This window comes from Sphingobium sp. B11D3D (genome assembly GCF_025961755.1).
Taxonomy (GTDB): Bacteria; Pseudomonadota; Alphaproteobacteria; order Sphingomonadales; family Sphingomonadaceae; genus Sphingobium.
In genome coordinates this window covers 674,515-691,136 of sequence record NZ_JAOQOG010000001.1, presented here as the reverse complement: position 1 = coordinate 691,136, position 16,622 = coordinate 674,515, and the positions used below count along the sequence as shown (strand labels likewise).

General features: G+C 66.8%; 15 protein-coding genes. 11 read left to right on the top strand and 4 right to left on the bottom strand.

What is annotated here, in order from left to right:
* Window positions 1-72: 72 nt before the first annotated feature.
* The 6 genes from M2334_RS03245 to M2334_RS03220 all read left to right on the top strand — a co-directional run bounded on the left by M2334_RS03245 (window position 73) and on the right by M2334_RS03220 (window position 5,776).
* Window positions 73-360, top strand: a complete 288-nt coding sequence (locus M2334_RS03245) for a DUF3297 family protein (RefSeq protein ID WP_264604762.1) — start codon at window positions 73-75, stop codon at window positions 358-360.
* A gap of 200 nt (window positions 361-560) precedes the next feature.
* Window positions 561-2,504, top strand: coding sequence for a glycoside hydrolase family 127 protein (locus M2334_RS03240; RefSeq protein ID WP_319801334.1), 1,944 nt, complete (start codon window positions 561-563; stop codon window positions 2,502-2,504).
* A gap of 250 nt (window positions 2,505-2,754) precedes the next feature.
* The gene (locus M2334_RS03235) at window positions 2,755-3,417 is read left to right on the top strand and encodes a PepSY-associated TM helix domain-containing protein (RefSeq protein WP_264586058.1); all 663 of its coding nucleotides are present in this window, start codon (window positions 2,755-2,757) and stop codon (window positions 3,415-3,417) included.
* A 14-nt stretch (window positions 3,418-3,431) separates the two neighbouring features.
* Window positions 3,432-3,908: a DUF2271 domain-containing protein gene (locus M2334_RS03230; RefSeq protein WP_264577339.1), complete on the top strand. Its 477-nt coding sequence runs from the start codon at window positions 3,432-3,434 to the stop codon at window positions 3,906-3,908.
* A gap of 30 nt (window positions 3,909-3,938) precedes the next feature.
* Window positions 3,939-4,787 carry a DUF4198 domain-containing protein gene (locus M2334_RS03225; RefSeq protein ID WP_264573630.1) on the top strand — a complete coding sequence of 283 codons (849 nt, stop codon included), beginning with the start codon at window positions 3,939-3,941 and terminating at the stop codon, window positions 4,785-4,787.
* A gap of 104 nt (window positions 4,788-4,891) precedes the next feature.
* Window positions 4,892-5,776: an FAD:protein FMN transferase gene (locus tag M2334_RS03220; RefSeq protein ID WP_264595351.1), complete on the top strand. Its 885-nt coding sequence runs from the start codon at window positions 4,892-4,894 to the stop codon at window positions 5,774-5,776.
* Window positions 5,777-5,797: 21 nt separating this feature from the next.
* Here M2334_RS03220 and M2334_RS03215 read toward each other — a convergent pair whose 3' ends face one another.
* Complete coding sequence (locus M2334_RS03215; RefSeq protein WP_264593846.1) at window positions 5,798-6,328, bottom strand: nuclear transport factor 2 family protein; 531 nt, start codon at window positions 6,326-6,328, stop codon at window positions 5,798-5,800.
* A 98-nt stretch (window positions 6,329-6,426) separates the two neighbouring features.
* On the opposite strand from M2334_RS03215, the gene M2334_RS03210 reads away from it, so the two are divergent.
* Window positions 6,427-6,891: a hypothetical protein gene (locus M2334_RS03210; protein WP_264593845.1), complete on the top strand. Its 465-nt coding sequence runs from the start codon at window positions 6,427-6,429 to the stop codon at window positions 6,889-6,891.
* On the opposite strand, the gene M2334_RS03205 is transcribed toward M2334_RS03210, so the two are convergent.
* From M2334_RS03205 to M2334_RS03195, 3 genes are all read right to left on the bottom strand, one after another.
* Window positions 6,888-8,975 (bottom strand): AsmA family protein, encoded by a 2,088-nt coding sequence (locus M2334_RS03205; protein WP_264604761.1) that lies wholly within the window; start codon window positions 8,973-8,975, stop codon window positions 6,888-6,890. The genes M2334_RS03210 and M2334_RS03205 overlap by 4 nt on opposite strands.
* A gap of 119 nt (window positions 8,976-9,094) precedes the next feature.
* Window positions 9,095-9,748, bottom strand: coding sequence for a YceI family protein (locus tag M2334_RS03200; RefSeq protein ID WP_264604760.1), 654 nt, complete (start codon window positions 9,746-9,748; stop codon window positions 9,095-9,097).
* A gap of 48 nt (window positions 9,749-9,796) precedes the next feature.
* A complete protein-coding gene (locus M2334_RS03195; RefSeq protein ID WP_264604759.1) occupies window positions 9,797-10,627 on the bottom strand; it encodes a hypothetical protein in 831 nt (276 codons plus the stop codon).
* 288 nt (window positions 10,628-10,915) lie between these two features.
* Between M2334_RS03195 and M2334_RS03190 the strand changes: the two genes are divergently transcribed.
* From M2334_RS03190 to M2334_RS03175, 4 genes are all read left to right on the top strand, one after another.
* Window positions 10,916-11,725, top strand: coding sequence for an IclR family transcriptional regulator (locus tag M2334_RS03190; protein WP_264604758.1), 810 nt, complete (start codon window positions 10,916-10,918; stop codon window positions 11,723-11,725).
* An 86-nt stretch (window positions 11,726-11,811) separates the two neighbouring features.
* Window positions 11,812-13,170 (top strand): spinster family MFS transporter, encoded by a 1,359-nt coding sequence (locus M2334_RS03185; protein WP_264604757.1) that lies wholly within the window; start codon window positions 11,812-11,814, stop codon window positions 13,168-13,170.
* A 131-nt stretch (window positions 13,171-13,301) separates the two neighbouring features.
* Window positions 13,302-15,722 (top strand): DUF1592 domain-containing protein, encoded by a 2,421-nt coding sequence (locus M2334_RS03180; protein ID WP_264604756.1) that lies wholly within the window; start codon window positions 13,302-13,304, stop codon window positions 15,720-15,722.
* Window positions 15,722-16,579, top strand: a complete 858-nt coding sequence (locus M2334_RS03175; RefSeq protein ID WP_264604755.1) for a VOC family protein — start codon at window positions 15,722-15,724, stop codon at window positions 16,577-16,579. The genes M2334_RS03180 and M2334_RS03175 overlap by 1 nt, the downstream gene beginning before the upstream one ends.
* The last annotated feature ends 43 nt before the right edge of the window (window positions 16,580-16,622 follow it).

Genomic DNA, 16,622 nt, shown 5'->3' with positions numbered 1-16,622 from the left:
CCCTCGCGGACTGCCCCATGCGCGCTCCTGAGAAGCGTTGACTGGCCGAAAGCTCTTCGGCAAGGACGAGCCATGGTTGATACTCACGCATCCGACACGCCCGCCGCACCGCAGAGCGAGACGCCGCCCGACCGCCTCTCCACCAATCCGCGCAGCCCGCATTTCGACGTGGAGACGCTGCAGCGGGGCATCGGCATCCGCTTCAAGGACCGGGTGCGCACCGATGTGGAAGAATATTGCATCTCCGAAGGCTGGATCCGCGTCGCCGCCGGCAAGACCCGCGACCGCCATGGCCAGCCGCTGACCATCAAGCTCTCCGGCCCGGTCGAGGCCTGGTTCGAGGACGCCAAGCAGGACTGAGCCCTGATGGCCCGCGACAGGCGCGCGGGCCAAACCATCTGCGTTGATGGCCGCGCCGATAGTGGCGGATGATCGCCATCCGATCGAAAGAATTGCCTTCCCGCCCACCTCGTTTATGGTAGCGTTATCAAGACGCGAAGTTGAACGCGATTGGGGAGGATTAGATGGCGGCTATGTCCTGTCATACGCATGCGAGAGGCGTGTCGGCGTCTCGCCGTGAGTTGCTGGCTTCCGTCGCCTCGGCCACGCTGGTGAGCGGGATTCTCGCGCCAGTTACCGCGCGTGCAGCCTTGCCATCAGCTCAGTCTAAGGGCGCGCTCAGCGTGGCGCCGCGCCTTCAGCCCTTCGACATGGCGGATGTGACGCTACTGGAAAGTCCGTTTCTCGCCGCGCAACGAGGCACGGAAGCCTATCTGCTTTCGCTCGAGCCGGACCGGATGCTGGCCAATTTCCGCACAAATGCCGGGCTCGCTCCCAAGGCACCGGTCTATGGCGGTTGGGAATCCGAGGCGACCTGGGCAGACATCCACTGCCACGGCCACACGCTCGGCCATTATCTCTCCGCCTGCGCACTGATGTTCCGGTCCACCGGCGATGGGCGATTCAAGCAGCGCATCGATTATATCGCCGACGAGTTGGATGCCTGCCAGCGCGCATCCGGCGTGGGGCTGGTCTGCGCCTTTCCTGAAGGCGCCGCGCTCGTCGCCGCGCATATCCGGGGCGAGCCGATCACCGGCGTCCCCTGGTACACACTGCACAAGATTTTTGCCGGTTTGCGCGATGCGTGGCAGCTTGCCGGCAGTGACACTGCTCGCCTTGTGCTGCTGCGCATGGCCGATTGGGCGGTGGTCGCCACCCGGCCGCTCGACGCCGCCGCCTTCGAGGCGATGCTCGCCACCGAGCATGGTGGCATGAACGAGGTGATCGCCGATCTCTATGTACTGACCGGAAAGGCCGATTACCGCACCTTGGCCGAGCGATTCTCCCAGAAGGCGGTAATGGAGCCGGCCGCTAAGGGGCGGGACTTGCTGGATGGCATGCACGCTAATACGCAGGTGCCCAAGTTCGTCGGCTTCCAGCGCGTCTACGAGGTGAATGGTGAGAAGGCCTATGGCGATGCCGCAGCCTTCTTCTGGCGCACAGTCGCCCGCACCCGCTCCTATGCGACGGGCGGCCATGGCGATGCCGAGTTCTTCTATCCGCCCGCCGACTTCGCCGCGCATGTCTTCTCGGCCAAGGGCTCTGAAACCTGCGGCCAGCATAATATGCTCAAGCTCACCCGCGCGCTGTTCCTGCACGATCCGCAGGTGGAGCTGGCCGACTTTTACGAGCGCGCGCTCTACAATGGCATTCTGGCGTCACAGGACCCGGAGACCGGCCTCGTCACCTATTTTCAGGGCGCGCGGCCGGGCTACATGAAGCTCTATTGCACCCCGATCGATTCCTTCTGGTGCTGCGCCGGATCCGGCATGGAGAACCATGCGAAGTATCGGGATTCGATCTATTTTCATGACGCCGAGGCGCTGGTCGTCAACCTGTTCATCCCCTCATCGGTGCGCTGGCGGGATAAGGGCGCGGTACTGACCCAAACCACGCGCTTCCCCGAAGAACCGTCCACCACCCTGCGCTGGTCTCTGGCCCGCCCCATCCGCGCGACCCTGCGCCTGCGCCACGCGCGCTGGAGCCGGACAGCGCGCGTCAGCCTGAATGGCGCGCCGCTGGCGCAATCGACGAAGCCGGGCAGCTATCTGGAGCTGGACCGCAGCTGGCGGGATGGCGACATACTGACGCTCCAACTGGACATGCAGGTGCGCGTCGAGGCATCGCCCGCGGCGCCGGGAATCGTGGCATTCACTTATGGGCCGGTCGTGCTCGCTGGCGCACTCGGGACGGAGGGGCTGGCACCGGGATCGGATGTGGTCGTCAACGAGCGCCTTTATGGCCAATATAACGATACGCCCTTCTCCCCGCCCCAACTGGCGGGCGATGCCGAGACGATTGCGGGGCAGCTCCGCCCCGGCACCGCCCCGCTGGAGTTCATGATCCCCGACCGGGAGGGCCGCCCCGTGCGGCTGATCCCTTATTATCAGATCCGTCACGAACGCTACGCGACCTACTGGCCGCTGCATCCTGCCAGCAATTGAGGGCCAGCCCCCCTCCCTGGTCGGCCCGCTCTTTCGATGCGGCTTAGCGGTCCCGTACCGCCATCTCGTCTTGCGAATGCTTCTCAATATATGCAATGGAGGCGCTCGAACATGATTCGCGCAGGCTGATCGCTGCGCGTCGCCAATCATCGTCGGGGGGCATGTGGACGGACAGCGGGTGGACAGGCAGCGGGCGGATGAGCCGGTAGCGGCAAGCGGCGGCGCGGCAGCCATCGCGCGCGGGGCGTCCGTGTCGGCATCTCCCTCCAGTGCCGCTCGGCCCGCGCAGAAGGCCCCGGGCAAGCGCAAGGCACGCGCCTTCTGGCTCAAGCAATTGCACAGCTGGCACTGGATCAGCGCGGCGATCTCGCTGATCGGCATGATGTTGTTCGCGATCACCGGCATCACGCTCAACCACGCCGATTCCATCGGTGCCGCGCCGAAGGTCGAGGAGCGAACCGCGACCCTGCCGTCCGCCCTGCTCGCCCAGATCGAGGCGGCGCCTGCTTCAGCCGATGCGCCGCTGCCCGCCCCGGTCGCCGCGCATCTGCGTCAGGCAGTCTCACTCGACGCAACCGGGCGCGCGGCGGAATGGTCGGACGAGGAGGTCTATGTCGCCCTGCCCGGCCCAGGCAGCGATGCGTGGATCACCATCGATCGCGCGACCGGCGCCGTGACGGCCGAGCGCACCGATCGCGGCTGGATTTCCTACTTCAACGATCTGCACAAGGGCCGCAACACTGGCGGCACGTGGAGCTGGTTCATCGACATCTTCGCTGTCGCCTGCATCGTCTTCACCCTCACCGGCCTGCTGCTGCTCCAGCTTCACGCCCGGCATCGCCCCTCCACCTGGCCGCTGGTCGGGCTGGGGCTGCTCATCCCGCTCGTCATCGCCCTGCTGTTCATTCACTGAGGACCCGCTCTCCCATGAAGAAGACTTCCCTCGTCCTTGCCGGTCTCGTCGCCACGCCTGCCACGGCCGGCACGATCAGCGTGACCATTCCCCGCCTCAATGTCGCCGAATATCACCGCCCCTATGTCGCGGCATGGGTGGAGCCGACCGGCGGCGGCGCGGCGCAGACCATCTTCGTCTGGTATGACGTCAAGCTGCAGGGCCGCGAGCCCGGCACCAAGTGGCTCTCCGATCTGCGCACCTGGTGGCGCAAGGGCGGCCGCAGCCTCAAGCTGCCCGCCGATGGCGTGAGCAGCGCCACCCGCGCACCGGGCACGCACAGGATCGCCCTGCCCGCCACGCTCAAGCCGGGCCAGTATACGCTCTACGTGGAAGCCGCGCGCGAGACCGGCGGCCGCGAGATCGTCTCCATTCCGCTGCAGGTGCCCGCCAAGGGCGGTTCCGCCACCGGCAAGTCCGAATTGGGCGCCATCACCATTTCCGCTCGCTGAGCTTTCCAAGACCCGAAAGGCCACGACCCCATGCGCATCAAGACCGCTCTGCTTGCCGCCGCCGCGTTGATCGCTGCCACGGCGATGCCCGCCAATGCTCACCGCCAGTGGCTGCTCCCCTCCGGCACCATCTTCTCGGGCGAAGACCCGTGGGTGACGGTGGATGCGGCCAGCTCCAACGACCTCTTTTATGCCGATCATAATGCCATGCGGCTCGACAGCGTGAAAGCCTGGCGGCCGGACGGCAGCGAGGCGGAGATCAAGAATGCCGCAACCGGGCGCTATCGCTCCGTGTTCGACGTGCAGCTCGACCAGCCGGGCACCTGGCGCATCGGCAGCGCGCAATCGGGCGTGATGGGCACGTTCAAGGTCGATGGCGTGGAGTGGCGCCTGGGTGGACGGCGCGGACCGCCGCCGGCACCGGGCGCACAGGCGCCCGCCAATCAGGTGAGCAGCGTCGCAGAGATTCCGGCCAATGCGACTGACCTCAAGCTGACCGAAACCAGCGGCCGCAACGAGTTCTTCGCCACCAAGGGCGAGCCGAGCGCCATCAAGCCGCTGGGCAAGGGCCTCGAAATGGTGCCGATCACTCATCCGGCCGAGCTGGTGCAGGACGAGCCGGCCAAGCTGCGCTTCCTGGTCGATGGTCAACCGGCGGCCGGCCTCAAGGTCACGCTGGTGCCGGGCGGCAAGCGCTATCGCGACAATGAGGGCGTGTTCGAGGTAACGACCGATGCCGACGGCGTGGCCACGGTGAACTGGCCGATGGCGGGCATGATCTGGCTCAACGCCTCGCTGAGCGACGACAAGCCGGCAACCCCGCGCGTCACGGCCCGGCGGATGAGCTACACCGCCACGCTGGAAGTGATGGCACCCTGAGCGTGTTCGGCGCCGTCCCGCGCATCGTCGTGCCCCCGATCCAGTCCGGCGCCCTCGCCGGGATCGACCCGGGCGCGCCGGTGCGGGAGATTGGCGGTGAAACCATGGGCACCATCTGGCGGGCGCGCTTCTGCGCCCCGCCGGATGTGGATGCCGAAGGGCTCAAGCAGGATGTGCAGGCACGGCTCGATGCCATCGTGGCGGATATGAGCCATTGGGCGCCGGATTCCGCCCTCAGCCGCTTCGGCGCGGCGCCGGCTGGGCACTGGACCACCTTGTCCGCCGACTTTGCCGCCGTGATGGAGACCGGCCTCGCTCTTGCCGAGCGCACCGATGGCGCGTTCGATCCGGCCATCGGGCGTTTGACGGATCTCTATGGGCTGGGCCCCAACCCCATGCAAAGCGAGCCGACGGAGGAAGCGCTTGCGCAGGCGCTGACGCAATCGGGCTGGCGACGCCTCGCGTTCGAGCCAACGACCCGCCGGTTGCGTCAGCCGGGCGGCCTCTGGCTGGACCTCTCCGGCATCGCCAAGGGCTATGCCGTCGATGCCGTGGCGGACCTGCTGGCCGAGCGCGGCGTGGCGCATTGCCTTGTCGAGGTGGGCGGCGAATTGGTGGGCCGCGGGATGCGCCCGGATGGCGACCCGTGGTGGGTCGACCTTGAAATTCCGCCGTCCATGCGCGCCCGGCCGATCCGCATCGCCCTGCATCAACTGGCCGTTGCGACCTCCGGCAATTATGTGCGCGGCGCCCACACGCTCGATCCGCGCACCGGGCGGCGGGTGGAGAACGGCGTCGCCTCGGTCAGCGTCCTCCACGCCCGCGCCATGGATGCCGACGCCTGGGCCAGCGCGCTCACCGTGCTCGGACTGCACGCCGGCGCCGCACTGGCGATCCGCGAGGGACTGGCCGTCCACATGCTCGCCCAGGACGGCGCGACGACCCGCGAGTGGATCAGCCCTGCGCTGGCAGAGATGCTGGGCAATTGAGCCCCGCCAGTTACTTCGCCTTCATTTCCCCATTTCATTCGGGTCAAATTTCAGCATCGCCGCACTTTTGAGCGCCGGGTCCCAATGTTCGGCGATCAGGCCGTTTTCGATCCGGTACACATCGAACCAGCTGGTGACATAGGGCTTGCCCGCCTCGTCCTTCATCGGGCGCTCGCTCATCACCAGCACATAATCGCCCTCCGCCACGATCCTGATGATCGGCAGCGTGATGATCGGCAAAATCGGGCGGGCGGGGCGCGAGCCGCGCAGGAAGGCCGCCAGCGCATCCCGGCCCGAGGCGACATTGGGATTGTGCTGGATATATTCCGGCGTGAAGAAGCGCTCGACCAGATCGGCATGGCCGCCCTGCACGATATGGCGATACATGTCGTAAACGAGCTTCTTGTTGGCGGCGAGCTTTGGGTCCGGGCTGGCGAGCATCGCCTGCTGCGCCTCGGCCGAGGCCGCGACCTGCGCATGCCCCAAGCTGGTGACCATGGTCATGGCAACCAACAGCGCCGCGATGGCCGGAATACGCGCAAAAATCCTCATGCTCTCTCCCCTCTCCGTTCCGCCCGTCCATCAGTGCCAGCGGCTCTGGCCTTTGTGCCGCAAAAGTCTCATGCTGGCGAGCCTGAGGGAGAGACCGCATGGACGACCGCAACAATCGCCGGGCCGTAGACCTGCTCAACAGCTTCCCGTTGCTGCTCATTCCGGTGCTGATCTACAATCTGGTCGCGCTGTTCGCCGGCGCGCCGCAGCCGGATCAGACCGAGCCGGCGCTGGCCGCCGTGATGCGGGGCGAGGCCTTCACGCTGCCCATGCTCTCAGGCGTAGTGCTGATGCTGAGCTGGGGTGACATGTTGTTGCTGCTCACCATCGTCTTCCTGCTGGTCGAGGTGGTGCGATCGACGCGGCGCGGGCCATCCTCCATCGCCAATCTGCTGCTAACCATGGCGGTGTTCCTTTTATGCGCGGTCGAGTTCTTGCTCCTCCCGCGCTTTGTCAGCGCCACCTTCTTCCTGCTCACGATGATCGTGCTGCTCCATGGCCTGACCGGCCTGTCGCTCTGGCTGGCAGACCGGCGCCACGCCGCAGCCGCCCCGCCCGCTTAGCGCAAGGCCAGTTCCGCAGGCTTCGGCGCCGGGCCAGCCGCCGCCGCGTCGGCCGTCGCCCCGCCGCGCAGCAGCGTCCCGCAAGCCGGCGCCTGCGCTTCGTCCGGGTCGACAAAGCCGAAGATGGCCCGCACATCCGGCAGCATCATGGACAAGCCAAACAGGCGCTGGGGCCGGAACAGATCGACCGGCTCGCGCAGCACGGTCGGCGCGGCCAGCGTGCCGCCGATCAGGATCGGCGAGGGACGACCGAACCATTCGCGGCTCTTGCCCTGCGCCTGCAAGCGCAGATCGAGCCGTTCGCCGCGCAGATCGAACTCGCCGCGCCCGGTGAGGACATGACCATCGGTATCGATCAGGATCGGGTCTGCCGTCGCCAGCCCGTCGCGGACCGAAAAGGCGATCAGCCCGCAATTGAGGCGGGTCGCATTGTCGGCAGCCTCGCCATCGCCGCCGATCCCTAGGCGCTGGCCGAGGCGCCAGAATATGCCTCCCGCCGAATCCACCCCGTTGCCGCTGCGCGTGCCGAACATCGCAGCACGCAGATTGGTCATATCCAGCTCCGAGGCGCTTGCCCGCGCCATGCCCACGCGCCCGGCCGGCAGCACCAGGGCGATGCGGCCATCGGCATGACCGAGCGTCTCGCGCAGGGTCTCGCCGCGCCCGCTCAGCTGGATGCGCCCGCGCGCCAGCGCCGTTGTCTCGCGCGGGGCGAGGCCCCAGCCGGCCAGCAGCGGCCCCATCGGCGTCGGCGAGAGGCGGATATCGTAGCGGGCAAGCGCCGGGCCTTGCCGCGCATCGATGTAGATATCCGATGAGACGAAGCCGCCCGCCAGATCGACACTGGCCGGCGACAGCATGAACCGCCCATCGATCAGCGCGAGCCGCATGGCGAGATGCGCGGCCTTGAGCGCGGAGCCCGCGTCCCCGACGCCCTCGATCTGCTCGGCCTTGTAGTCGACCACAGCATCGAAACTGCGCAGCGCCCCGGGAGACAGGGTGGCATCCGGCAGCAATGAGGCGACGGGTTGAGGACCTTCGCCATCGGATGGGGACGTCGCAGTGCGCAACCCCAGCACAGCCATGCCGTCCGCCAGATGCAGGGCCTCGGACGCCAGAGACGCCACCACGCGCGGACGGGCGCCGCGTTGATCGAGCGTGAGGCTGCCGCTGAGATCGGTCTCGCCAATCTGCCCTGCGATGCGGCTGAAATGCCAGCCGCCACGCCGTTGCGCGAGCCGGGCCGTCAGCGAAAAGGAGGGCCCCGCCGGAAGATCGATGCGCGCCAGTGCCGCCAGCGCCGCAAGGTCGGGGCCGCGCGCTGCCACACGCAGGTCCGCCCCGGCCAGCCGGAACGGGCTGTCGCTTTCCCCTTCCAGCCGCAGGTCCAGTGTCTCTGCGCCCGCACGCAGGGCAAAGCGGAACGGTTGCCCTTCGGCCGAGTTGCTGGAGCCACTCATGCGGAAGGCATCGCCGGCAAGGCTGGCTCGCCCGGCGAAACGCACCGCGCCCGGACCGCTGCCGACCAGCTTGAGCCAGCTCTCGATCCCGTCACGCTCGTCCCGGTAACGCAGCACGACATCGTCCGCGTCCACCCTCTGCACTCCGGCGACGGCAAACGGACCGTCCCTGCCACCGAGTTTCCAGTTGGCCGCGCCCGTGCTCGCCTGCCGCTCCAGATCAAGCGTGCCGCCGCGCAACCCGAGCGCACGCGGGCCAGAGCGCCCGATCAGCAGATCGAATGTGGAGAAGCGCGCGGTGAGAGCGCGGACATTGAGCAGATCGGGCGCCTGCGCCCAGCCGGCATTGGCGATGCGCACATCGTCCGCAGCCAGTTGCAGGGAGAAAGGCGTCACCAGCAGGCGGACATCGCCCTCAATCGCGACGGCACGGCCCAGCGCGGCGCTCGCCCGGCGCTCGATCGGTTCGCGCAGCAGCGAGGTGCCAAGACCGGCGGCCAGCCCCGCCCAGCCGAGCAGCGGCACGGCCAGCGCCGTCCAGAGCAGCGGACGGCGACGGCGGGCGGCCCGAGGCGTGGCAGGGTGAGGATCGCCAGAGGGCGGCAGGTGCGGGGGTACGGTCACGGCGCGCCTGTACTGGCACGCCGGATCGTCAGCGCTGCCGCCGCCCCACGCTCATCCCCGGAGTTCATGCCGCCGCACTAGCGCCGGCAAGCTGAACCGCCGCTGAGCGCTGGCGCGACTTACTTCTCGAAGGCCGCGCTGATCGTCAGCTTGACTTCGTCGGAGACGATGGGGATCGCATAGGTCATGCCGAAGTCCGACCGCTTGATCGCCGCCGTCGCCTCGAAGCCGAGCGTCGCCTTGCCGTTATAGGGATGCTTGCCGGCCCCGGTGAACTCCGCTTCAAGCACCACCGGCTTGGTCAAGCCGTTGAGCGTCAAGTCGCCGGTGATCTTCGCGGCCGTGGCGCTCGTCGCGACAACGCTGGTGGAGACGAAGCGGGCCGGCGCCGGATCGGGGCCAAAAAAGTCGGGCTTGCCGCCATCCTTGCCGGCGCGCAGCAAATGGCCGTTGAGGCCGGCGCTGGCCGTCACCACGCGCGCGACCGGAATGGACACATCCACCTTCGCGGCTGAGAGCTTGGCCGGATCGATCTCCAGCGTGCCGGTGATGTCCCCGAAAATGCCGAAATAGTCGTTGAAGCCGAAATGGTTGGCGCGCCAGCCGACGAGCGTATGGCCCGCATCGGCCTTGTAGGTGCCGGCCGCGACCCGGCTGACATCCTTCTGCCCGGGCAGTTGCGCCTCATTCTGCGCGGCCAGCGGCGCCACCACGAGAATGGCCGGCAGGGCCACCAATGCGGTCGCCAGAGCGATCTTCGTTCTTTTCATCATTCCACGGTCCTCCAACCAGTCAAGAAAAGGCGTGCGGATATCGGGCGCTCAGAGCGGCGAATCCGGATTGAACAAGGTCCGCCACATATGGGCGCTCGGGCTGCTATCGAATCCGAGGCCCTCCGCGGGCTGACGGAAGTGGCGGCCGATCACATCCTCGAACGGATCGAGCGAGACCTGCGCACTGGGATCGAAGGCGTAGAGATCGTTCACGGTCACAAGGCGGGCCGCCATGTACCAGCGGTGCTTGCGGACCATCGCGAACTCCCGCTGCACATGCGGCGGCGGGACATAATCCTCGCCGAACATCTCGCGGTAGATATCGGGATAGGTGTAGCCCGTCTCCTCATCTGGGAAGAAGCGCAGCGCGGCATGGTGCCGGATGGCGAAGGCGACCTTCTCGGAGACATAGGGCTCGAAGAGTTGCGCACTCCAGAAGCCATGATTCGCGCGCATCATCGCCATCGACAGGTCATGGACGAGGCAGGCGAAGACGATATCCTCATCCATGTTCCGCTTGCGCGCCTGCGTCGCGCTCTGCAGGCAGTGGTTGGACGTGCTCTGAAAGCGCAGGCGAATGAAATCGGCGAGCTTGGGCTTTTCCGGCATAGGCGCCAGCACGTCGACCGTCCCCTGCTCGGCGATGAAGACATTGCCGACACCCCGCCGGTAGTGGCGCGTGGGGATCTGCGCATCGACCTGCGCGACGGTGGGAAAGGTGCGACCGGCAGGGCCAAGATTATCCGCCAGCGCATGTTCCAGCGCATCGGCCTTGGCCTCCGCGCTCATCGCCGCGACCGCGGCCGCACCGCCGAGCGAGGCGATGAACGCGCGCCGCCCGATTCCGCCGACAATATCCTTCGCTGCTCCCGATTGCATGTGATCCCTCCCCGTCTGCCCCGACACTTTTCAATTGACTTTGTGAACTCCATTGACGGATTTGCGAACAGATTTGTATCTGGATCATGACGTTGCACTGCGTTTTTCCGTCAATCGGAAAACTGACAGATGCTGATTGACAGTGCTATCCGAATAGCACGCGCAATGGAGGGGAATGATGGGCGGCACGCAAAGCCGGGGCCGGATCGGCGCGGCATCGTCATGTCCATGGGGGACGCGATATGGGGCACACGCACCAACCGCGCGCGCCACTTGGATGCACGCGGAATGACCAGCCCGCGCGGTTCGGCAGAGCGAGTCATCTATCTCCTCAGGCTGGTGATAGAGGGCAGCGAGCAGTTCACGCTCGGCGAGCTTGCGGAGCGGTCGGGCCTGCCGCTCAGTTCCGTCCACCGCCTGCTGCGCCCGCTGCTCACCGAGGGCATCGTCGAGCGCGGCGATGGCCAGACCTACCGCACAGGGCGCGAACTCACGCGGCTGGCATCGCAGCTGATGGCACAATTCGATCCGGTGCGCAGCGCGCGGCCGCTGCTTGCCGGGCTGGTGCGCAAATGGTCGGAGACGGCCGTGCTATGCCTCTATGCCCCGGTTCGGCGCCGCGCCGTGGTCGCCGCTGTGGCCAATGCCGCCTGCGACCATTGCCCGGCGCTGGAAGAAGGCATCGAGATCGAATTGCCTTGGGGATCGCTCGGCCAAGCCATTCTCGCCAGCCTGCCACCGAGTGAGAGCGAGGCCATCTTCCGGTCCATCACTCGCAGCCCCATCGCGGGCAGACCGCCGGCAAAGCGCGCGCAGTTTCTCGAGCAGATGCGGCGCATCCGCGAAGAGGGCGTCGCGCGCAATCTGGATGAGGAGCTTGGCCTCGCCGGGGTCGCGGCGCCGGTTTTCGATGGCGCGGGACGGCTGATCGGCTCGCTCGGCGTCGTCATGCCCCTGCCCCGCTTCCACGCGGCGCGCGATGCCGATCTCGTTCGTGACGTGGTGAGGGCCGCGAACAGCTTCGCAGGCCGCGCCGCCGACAGCACAGGGCGCGCCCATTCCTTCCACATTCCGGAATTGCGGCCCGATGTCCATTGAGAGGATTGACGCCATGGGGCCCCCGTCCCTGTTTGGCAGGCAGAGCTGCACACTGTGCGCAATGGGGAGAGGCGGGGTGACACATATTGGCCGATTACAGCGCAAGCGCCGTGCGCCCGATTACTGAGCCGCTGCCCATCGGCCGGGAGAGCGCGGCCGCCCCATCCTGTCTGCCCAAGGAACAGCGGGCGCCCTGGCCCTGGCAATCGACATGGCCATTCGCAATGCTGATGGTCGTCTCCATCTTCAACTATCTGGACCGGTCCCTGCTCGGGCTCGCCTTACCGGCGATCAAGGCGGAGATGGGCGTTTCCGACACCGCGCTCGGGCTGGTTTCGGGCGTCGCGTTCATCGTGATCTATTCGCTGATGGGACTGCCCATCGCGTGGGCGGCCGACCGGTTCAATCGCCGTACGATCATCTCCATCGGACTCGCCTTCTGGAGCGCCGTCACGCTCGCAACCGGCTGGGTCACCAACATCTGGCAGCTCGCTTTCGCGCGCTTCTGCCTGGGCGCGGGCGAGGCCAGCAGCACGGCGCCGGCCAATTCGATGATTGCCGACCTGTTTCATCCTACAAGGCGTCCGCTGGCCTTGGCGATCTACGGGATCGCCGCGACCATCTCGCACATCGTGCTGTTTCCCATCGCCGGCTGGATCGCGGAAACCTATGGCTGGCGCGCCATGTTCATTGCCGCCGGCGTGCCGGGCATCGTGGCAGCGCTGGTCTTTCGGCTCACGGTCCGCGAGCCGGCCCGCACCGCACCGCGACCGGCGCACAGCCGCTCGCCGATTGCCGCGATCAAAACCGACGTGCGCGCGCTGCTGGCCAACCGCTGCTATGCCTGGATGCTGCTCGGCATGACGTTCATGGGGTCCAACATCTGGGCGACCGGCTCCTGGACGCCGACCTTCTTCCAGCGCGTCCACGGCCTGACCATGGCGGAAGCCGCGACGATCATCGGCCCCTCGCGCGGCTTCCTCGGCGCGGCGGGCATTCTCCTGGGCGGCCTGCTGGTCGATCGGCTGCGTAAGAGCCAGTTGCGCTGGCGGGTCGGCATTCCGGCGCTCGCCTGCCTGGCGATCGGCCCCGCGGAACTGCTGTTTCTGCTCGGCGAGGAGACCGCAATCTGGGTGCTGGGCTTTGCCGGCGCCAGCTTCTTCACCCTGCTGCATCAGGGGCCGATCTATGCCGCCGTCGTCAATGTGGTGGCGCCCGACCAGCGCGCGCTGGCCATTGCGATGCTGCTGCTGGGCGGCGGTCTCGTCGGCAACATCATTGGCCCGACGGCGGTCGGCATTTTGAACGATGTGCTGGCCGCGGACTTCGGCCAGTCCGCCATCCGCTATTCCCTGCTGCTCATCGCGATCACGCCGCTCTGTGCCGGCGCCTGCTTCTGGCAAGCCTCGCGCCTCTACGTGCGCACCGCGAATGAGGAGGGGTGAGCGCCACCGTGCAGCGAGTTGATTTCGGAAATCATGTTTGCCGCTCGATGCGGCCGCGCCGTCCTTCCATATATTAGAAATCCCGCCTTCACCCCGTGACAAAAGAAAATTGATTTTGTATACCGAGACTCATGAAGGGGATTTCTGAAACGGCGCGCAAGAGAATGAGCGCGATGGCAGGAGAGGCAGCCCGGTTCGGCGGATCACGCCAGGGCGCTGCTGTGATTCTTGCGGCGGGCGCAGTCTATCTGGCCGCGCTCGGCGCTGCCTTCCCTGTGCAGGGCGACGAGCCCACTGCCGTGGCGGAGAATGCGCCGCACCCGATGATCGGCAAATACTGCATGTCCTGCCATGATTCGGAGGAGCGCGTGGCTGGCCTCTCCTTCGAGGGGATGGACTTCGACCATACCGGCAAGAATGCGGCCATCTGGGAAAAGGTGGTGCGCAAGGTGAGCGCAGGTGCCATGCCGCCGCTCAACAGCCCTCGGCCCGAGGCGGGCGAACTGGCCTCCTTTCTGGGCGAATTGACCGACCGGCTCGATTCCACGCCCGCGCCACTCCCCTCGGCGAACCTGCGCCGCCTGAACAGAACAGAATATGCCAATGCCGTGCGCGATCTCATCGGGCTGGAGATCAATCCGGCGGACTTCCTGCCACCCGATGCCGCGACCGGCGGGTTCGACAATATCTCCAGCGTACTGACCACCTCCCCGGCGCTCATTCAGGGCTATCTCAATGCCGGGCTCAAGATCAGCAGCATCGCCACGGGCGCTTCAACGCTCGAACTGACGCGCACTGTTTACAACGCGCCGGGCAAACTCGTGCAGACCAAGCATCTGGAAGGGCTGCCGCTCGGCACCCGGGGCGGGATGCGGGTCAACCATTTCTTCCCGGTCGACGGCACCTACGAGATCAGCGTGCGCACCAGCACCGGCGGATTCATCGCCGGACGCCGGGCGCCGGCCCCCATGCCGGCCGTCAACCTCACCATCGATGGCCGCCGGGTCGCGCTGGGCAAGGGCGACAAGGTCCGCGTGAAGCTGGGCGCCGGGCGGCGAACGATCACGGCGGCGCTGCTCGATGAGGTCGCCGGCGCGGGCGTGAACGACATCTATGCCAATTATCTAACCAAGGGCCTCGTCCTCAACGTCGCGGTCAACGGGCCATTCACGACGCAGGGGCCGGGCCGCAGCGCGCCACGCGCCACGGTCTTCTCCTGCCGCCCGAAGAGCTGGATGGAGGAAAAGCCCTGCGCCCGCGCGATCCTGACGCGTCTCGGCAGCCTTGCCTTCCGCCGTCCGCTCAAGCCGATGGGCGGCGAGGTGGACGCGATCATGAAGATGTATGATGCGGGCCGGGCGCAAGGCACGTTCGAGGACGGCGTCCGCGCAGGCCTCTCCTACATTCTCGTCGATCCCCGCTTCATTTACCGGTTCGAGCAGCCGGTCGCGCAGGACAAGTTCGCAATCAGCGATCTCGACCTCGCCTCGCGACTCTCCTTCTTCCTCTGGAGCAGCATCCCCGATCAGCAATTGCTCGATCTGGCGGCGCAGAACAAGCTCAGCGACCCCGCCGTGCTGGACCAGCAGGTCAACCGCATGCTCGCTGACCCAAGGGCGGAAGCGCTGGTCGACAATTTCGCGACCCAGTGGCTGCATCTGCGGGAATTGCGCTCGGTCCAGCGCGAGAGCCCGGCGTTTGATGACAATCTGCGCGTCGCCTTCGAGAATGAGACCAAGGGCCTCGTTCGCTATGTGATGCTGCAGAACCGCCCGATCCGCGATCTGCTCGATGCCGACTACACGTTCGTCAACGAGCGGCTGGCCCAGCATTATGGCATTAGCGGCGTGCGCGGCGATTACTTCCGCAAGGTCAGCCTGCCCAAGGACAGCGTGCGCCGTGGCCTGCTCGGGCAGGGCGCGATCCTCACCGTCACCTCCGTCGCCAACAGAACCTCGCCGGTCATTCGCGGCGCCTGGGTGCTGGAGAACATCCTCGGCGTGAAGCCGCCGCCGCCGCCGCCCGGCGTCGAGACCAATCTCGACGCAAATGCCGAGGCGACGAGCCTGCGCCAGCGCCTTGCCGTGCATCGCGAGAACAAGGTGTGCGCCTCCTGCCACAATATGATGGACCCCATCGGCCTGGCGTTGGAGAATTACGATCTTGTCGGCCAGTGGCGGACGCGGGACGGCGCCTTCCCCGTCGATGCCTCCGGCGTGATGTCCGACGGCACCAAGATCAATGGCCCGCGCGATCTGCGCAACGCCATCCTCGCCCGCTCGGACGCCTTCACCCACACCTTCATCGAGAAGCTGATGACCTTCGCCATCGGCCGCGAACTTACCTTTGCCGACATGCCGGAAGTGCGCCGGATCGCCCGGACCAGCGCCGGTAATGGCGATCGCTTCCAGACGATCCTGCGCGGCGTCGTCACCAGCCGGCAGTTCCGGATGCCGGCGGGCAGCCAGAAGGATCGGCTGCGCGTGTCGCCCAGCCAGTTGACCTGGAACACCAGCCGGCAGCCGCCCGCCATGATTGGGAGAAAGAAGTGATGAACGGCGATGACTTTTCGGGCGATGGCGCGGGCATATTCGACCGGCGCAGTGTGATCGCCGCCGGCTCGCTGCTTTCGCTGGCTCTCTCGTCGGGTGTGGCGATGGCCGCTGAAGCCCTGCGCGGTGACGAGCTGCCGCTGCGCACCACGGGTCTGGAACATATCGGCATGCTGGTGCCAGACGTGACGAAGGCCGCGCAATTCTATGGCCGGCTGTTCAATCCGGCCGTCCACAAGGAGGCCGACCCGCCGCTGCGTTATTACGTCGTGCTGGGCAAGGGCTATATCGCTCTGGGATCACGCGCCACCGCGCCCGATCCGGCGATCGACCATTATTGCGTGCTGCTGCAGAAATACGACCGCAAGGCGATGGATGCGCGCCTCGAGCGCGAAGGGCTGGCCCCTGCCATGCGCGGCATCGTCTACGATCCCGATCACATTGGCCTGCAATTGCTGGAAGAGCCGGCCGGCCTCGCCAGCACGACGGTGCCTGCCGGAAACATCGTGGAGGGCGCGCCCCTCGTCACCCCGCTCAAGATGGAAAGCATCCTGCTGCGCGTCAGCGATCTGGCTGCCACCAGCAAGTTCATGTCGCTCTTCTTCAAGGAGATGCGCGCGCCGGTGCCGGGCCAGCGCTGGTTTGCCGCGGCGAACACGCCCATCGCCATCCGCCAGACGGTCGGCCGGGAAAAGCCGGCCGTGGATGACTGGACGGTGAGTTGCCGCCGCTTCGACAGCGGCAAGGTGGCCGCCGCCCTCGCCCAGATGGGGGCGGTAATCCTGCCTTCCGCGCCGGGCACGCTGCGGCTGCTCGATCCCAATGGTTTGCCGCTCACGATGAAGATGGCCGGCTGATGCGCCGGCCCGCCCCGCCTTTTCCGCTTGGCTCTGAGGTCTG

What these genes read in the sequence shown, in the direction of transcription:
- M2334_RS03245 (WP_264604762.1), top strand. Translation starts at nt 73, where the DNA reads ATGGTTGATACTCACGCATCCGACACGCCCGCCGCACCGCAGAGCGAG.
- M2334_RS03230 (WP_264577339.1), top strand. Translation starts at nt 3,432, where the DNA reads ATGAAGAAGACTTCCCTCGTCCTTGCCGGTCTCGTCGCCACGCCTGCC.
- M2334_RS03225 (WP_264573630.1), top strand. Translation starts at nt 3,939, where the DNA reads ATGCGCATCAAGACCGCTCTGCTTGCCGCCGCCGCGTTGATCGCTGCC.
- M2334_RS03220 (WP_264595351.1), top strand. Translation starts at nt 4,892, where the DNA reads ATGGGCACCATCTGGCGGGCGCGCTTCTGCGCCCCGCCGGATGTGGAT.
- M2334_RS03215 (WP_264593846.1), bottom strand. Translation starts at nt 6,328, where the DNA reads ATGAGGATTTTTGCGCGTATTCCGGCCATCGCGGCGCTGTTGGTTGCC.
- M2334_RS03210 (WP_264593845.1), top strand. Translation starts at nt 6,427, where the DNA reads ATGGACGACCGCAACAATCGCCGGGCCGTAGACCTGCTCAACAGCTTC.
- M2334_RS03200 (WP_264604760.1), bottom strand. Translation starts at nt 9,748, where the DNA reads ATGATGAAAAGAACGAAGATCGCTCTGGCGACCGCATTGGTGGCCCTG.
- M2334_RS03195 (WP_264604759.1), bottom strand. Translation starts at nt 10,627, where the DNA reads ATGCAATCGGGAGCAGCGAAGGATATTGTCGGCGGAATCGGGCGGCGC.
- M2334_RS03190 (WP_264604758.1), top strand. Translation starts at nt 10,916, where the DNA reads ATGACCAGCCCGCGCGGTTCGGCAGAGCGAGTCATCTATCTCCTCAGG.
- M2334_RS03180 (WP_264604756.1), top strand. Translation starts at nt 13,302, where the DNA reads ATGAAGGGGATTTCTGAAACGGCGCGCAAGAGAATGAGCGCGATGGCA.
- M2334_RS03175 (WP_264604755.1), top strand. Translation starts at nt 15,722, where the DNA reads ATGAACGGCGATGACTTTTCGGGCGATGGCGCGGGCATATTCGACCGG.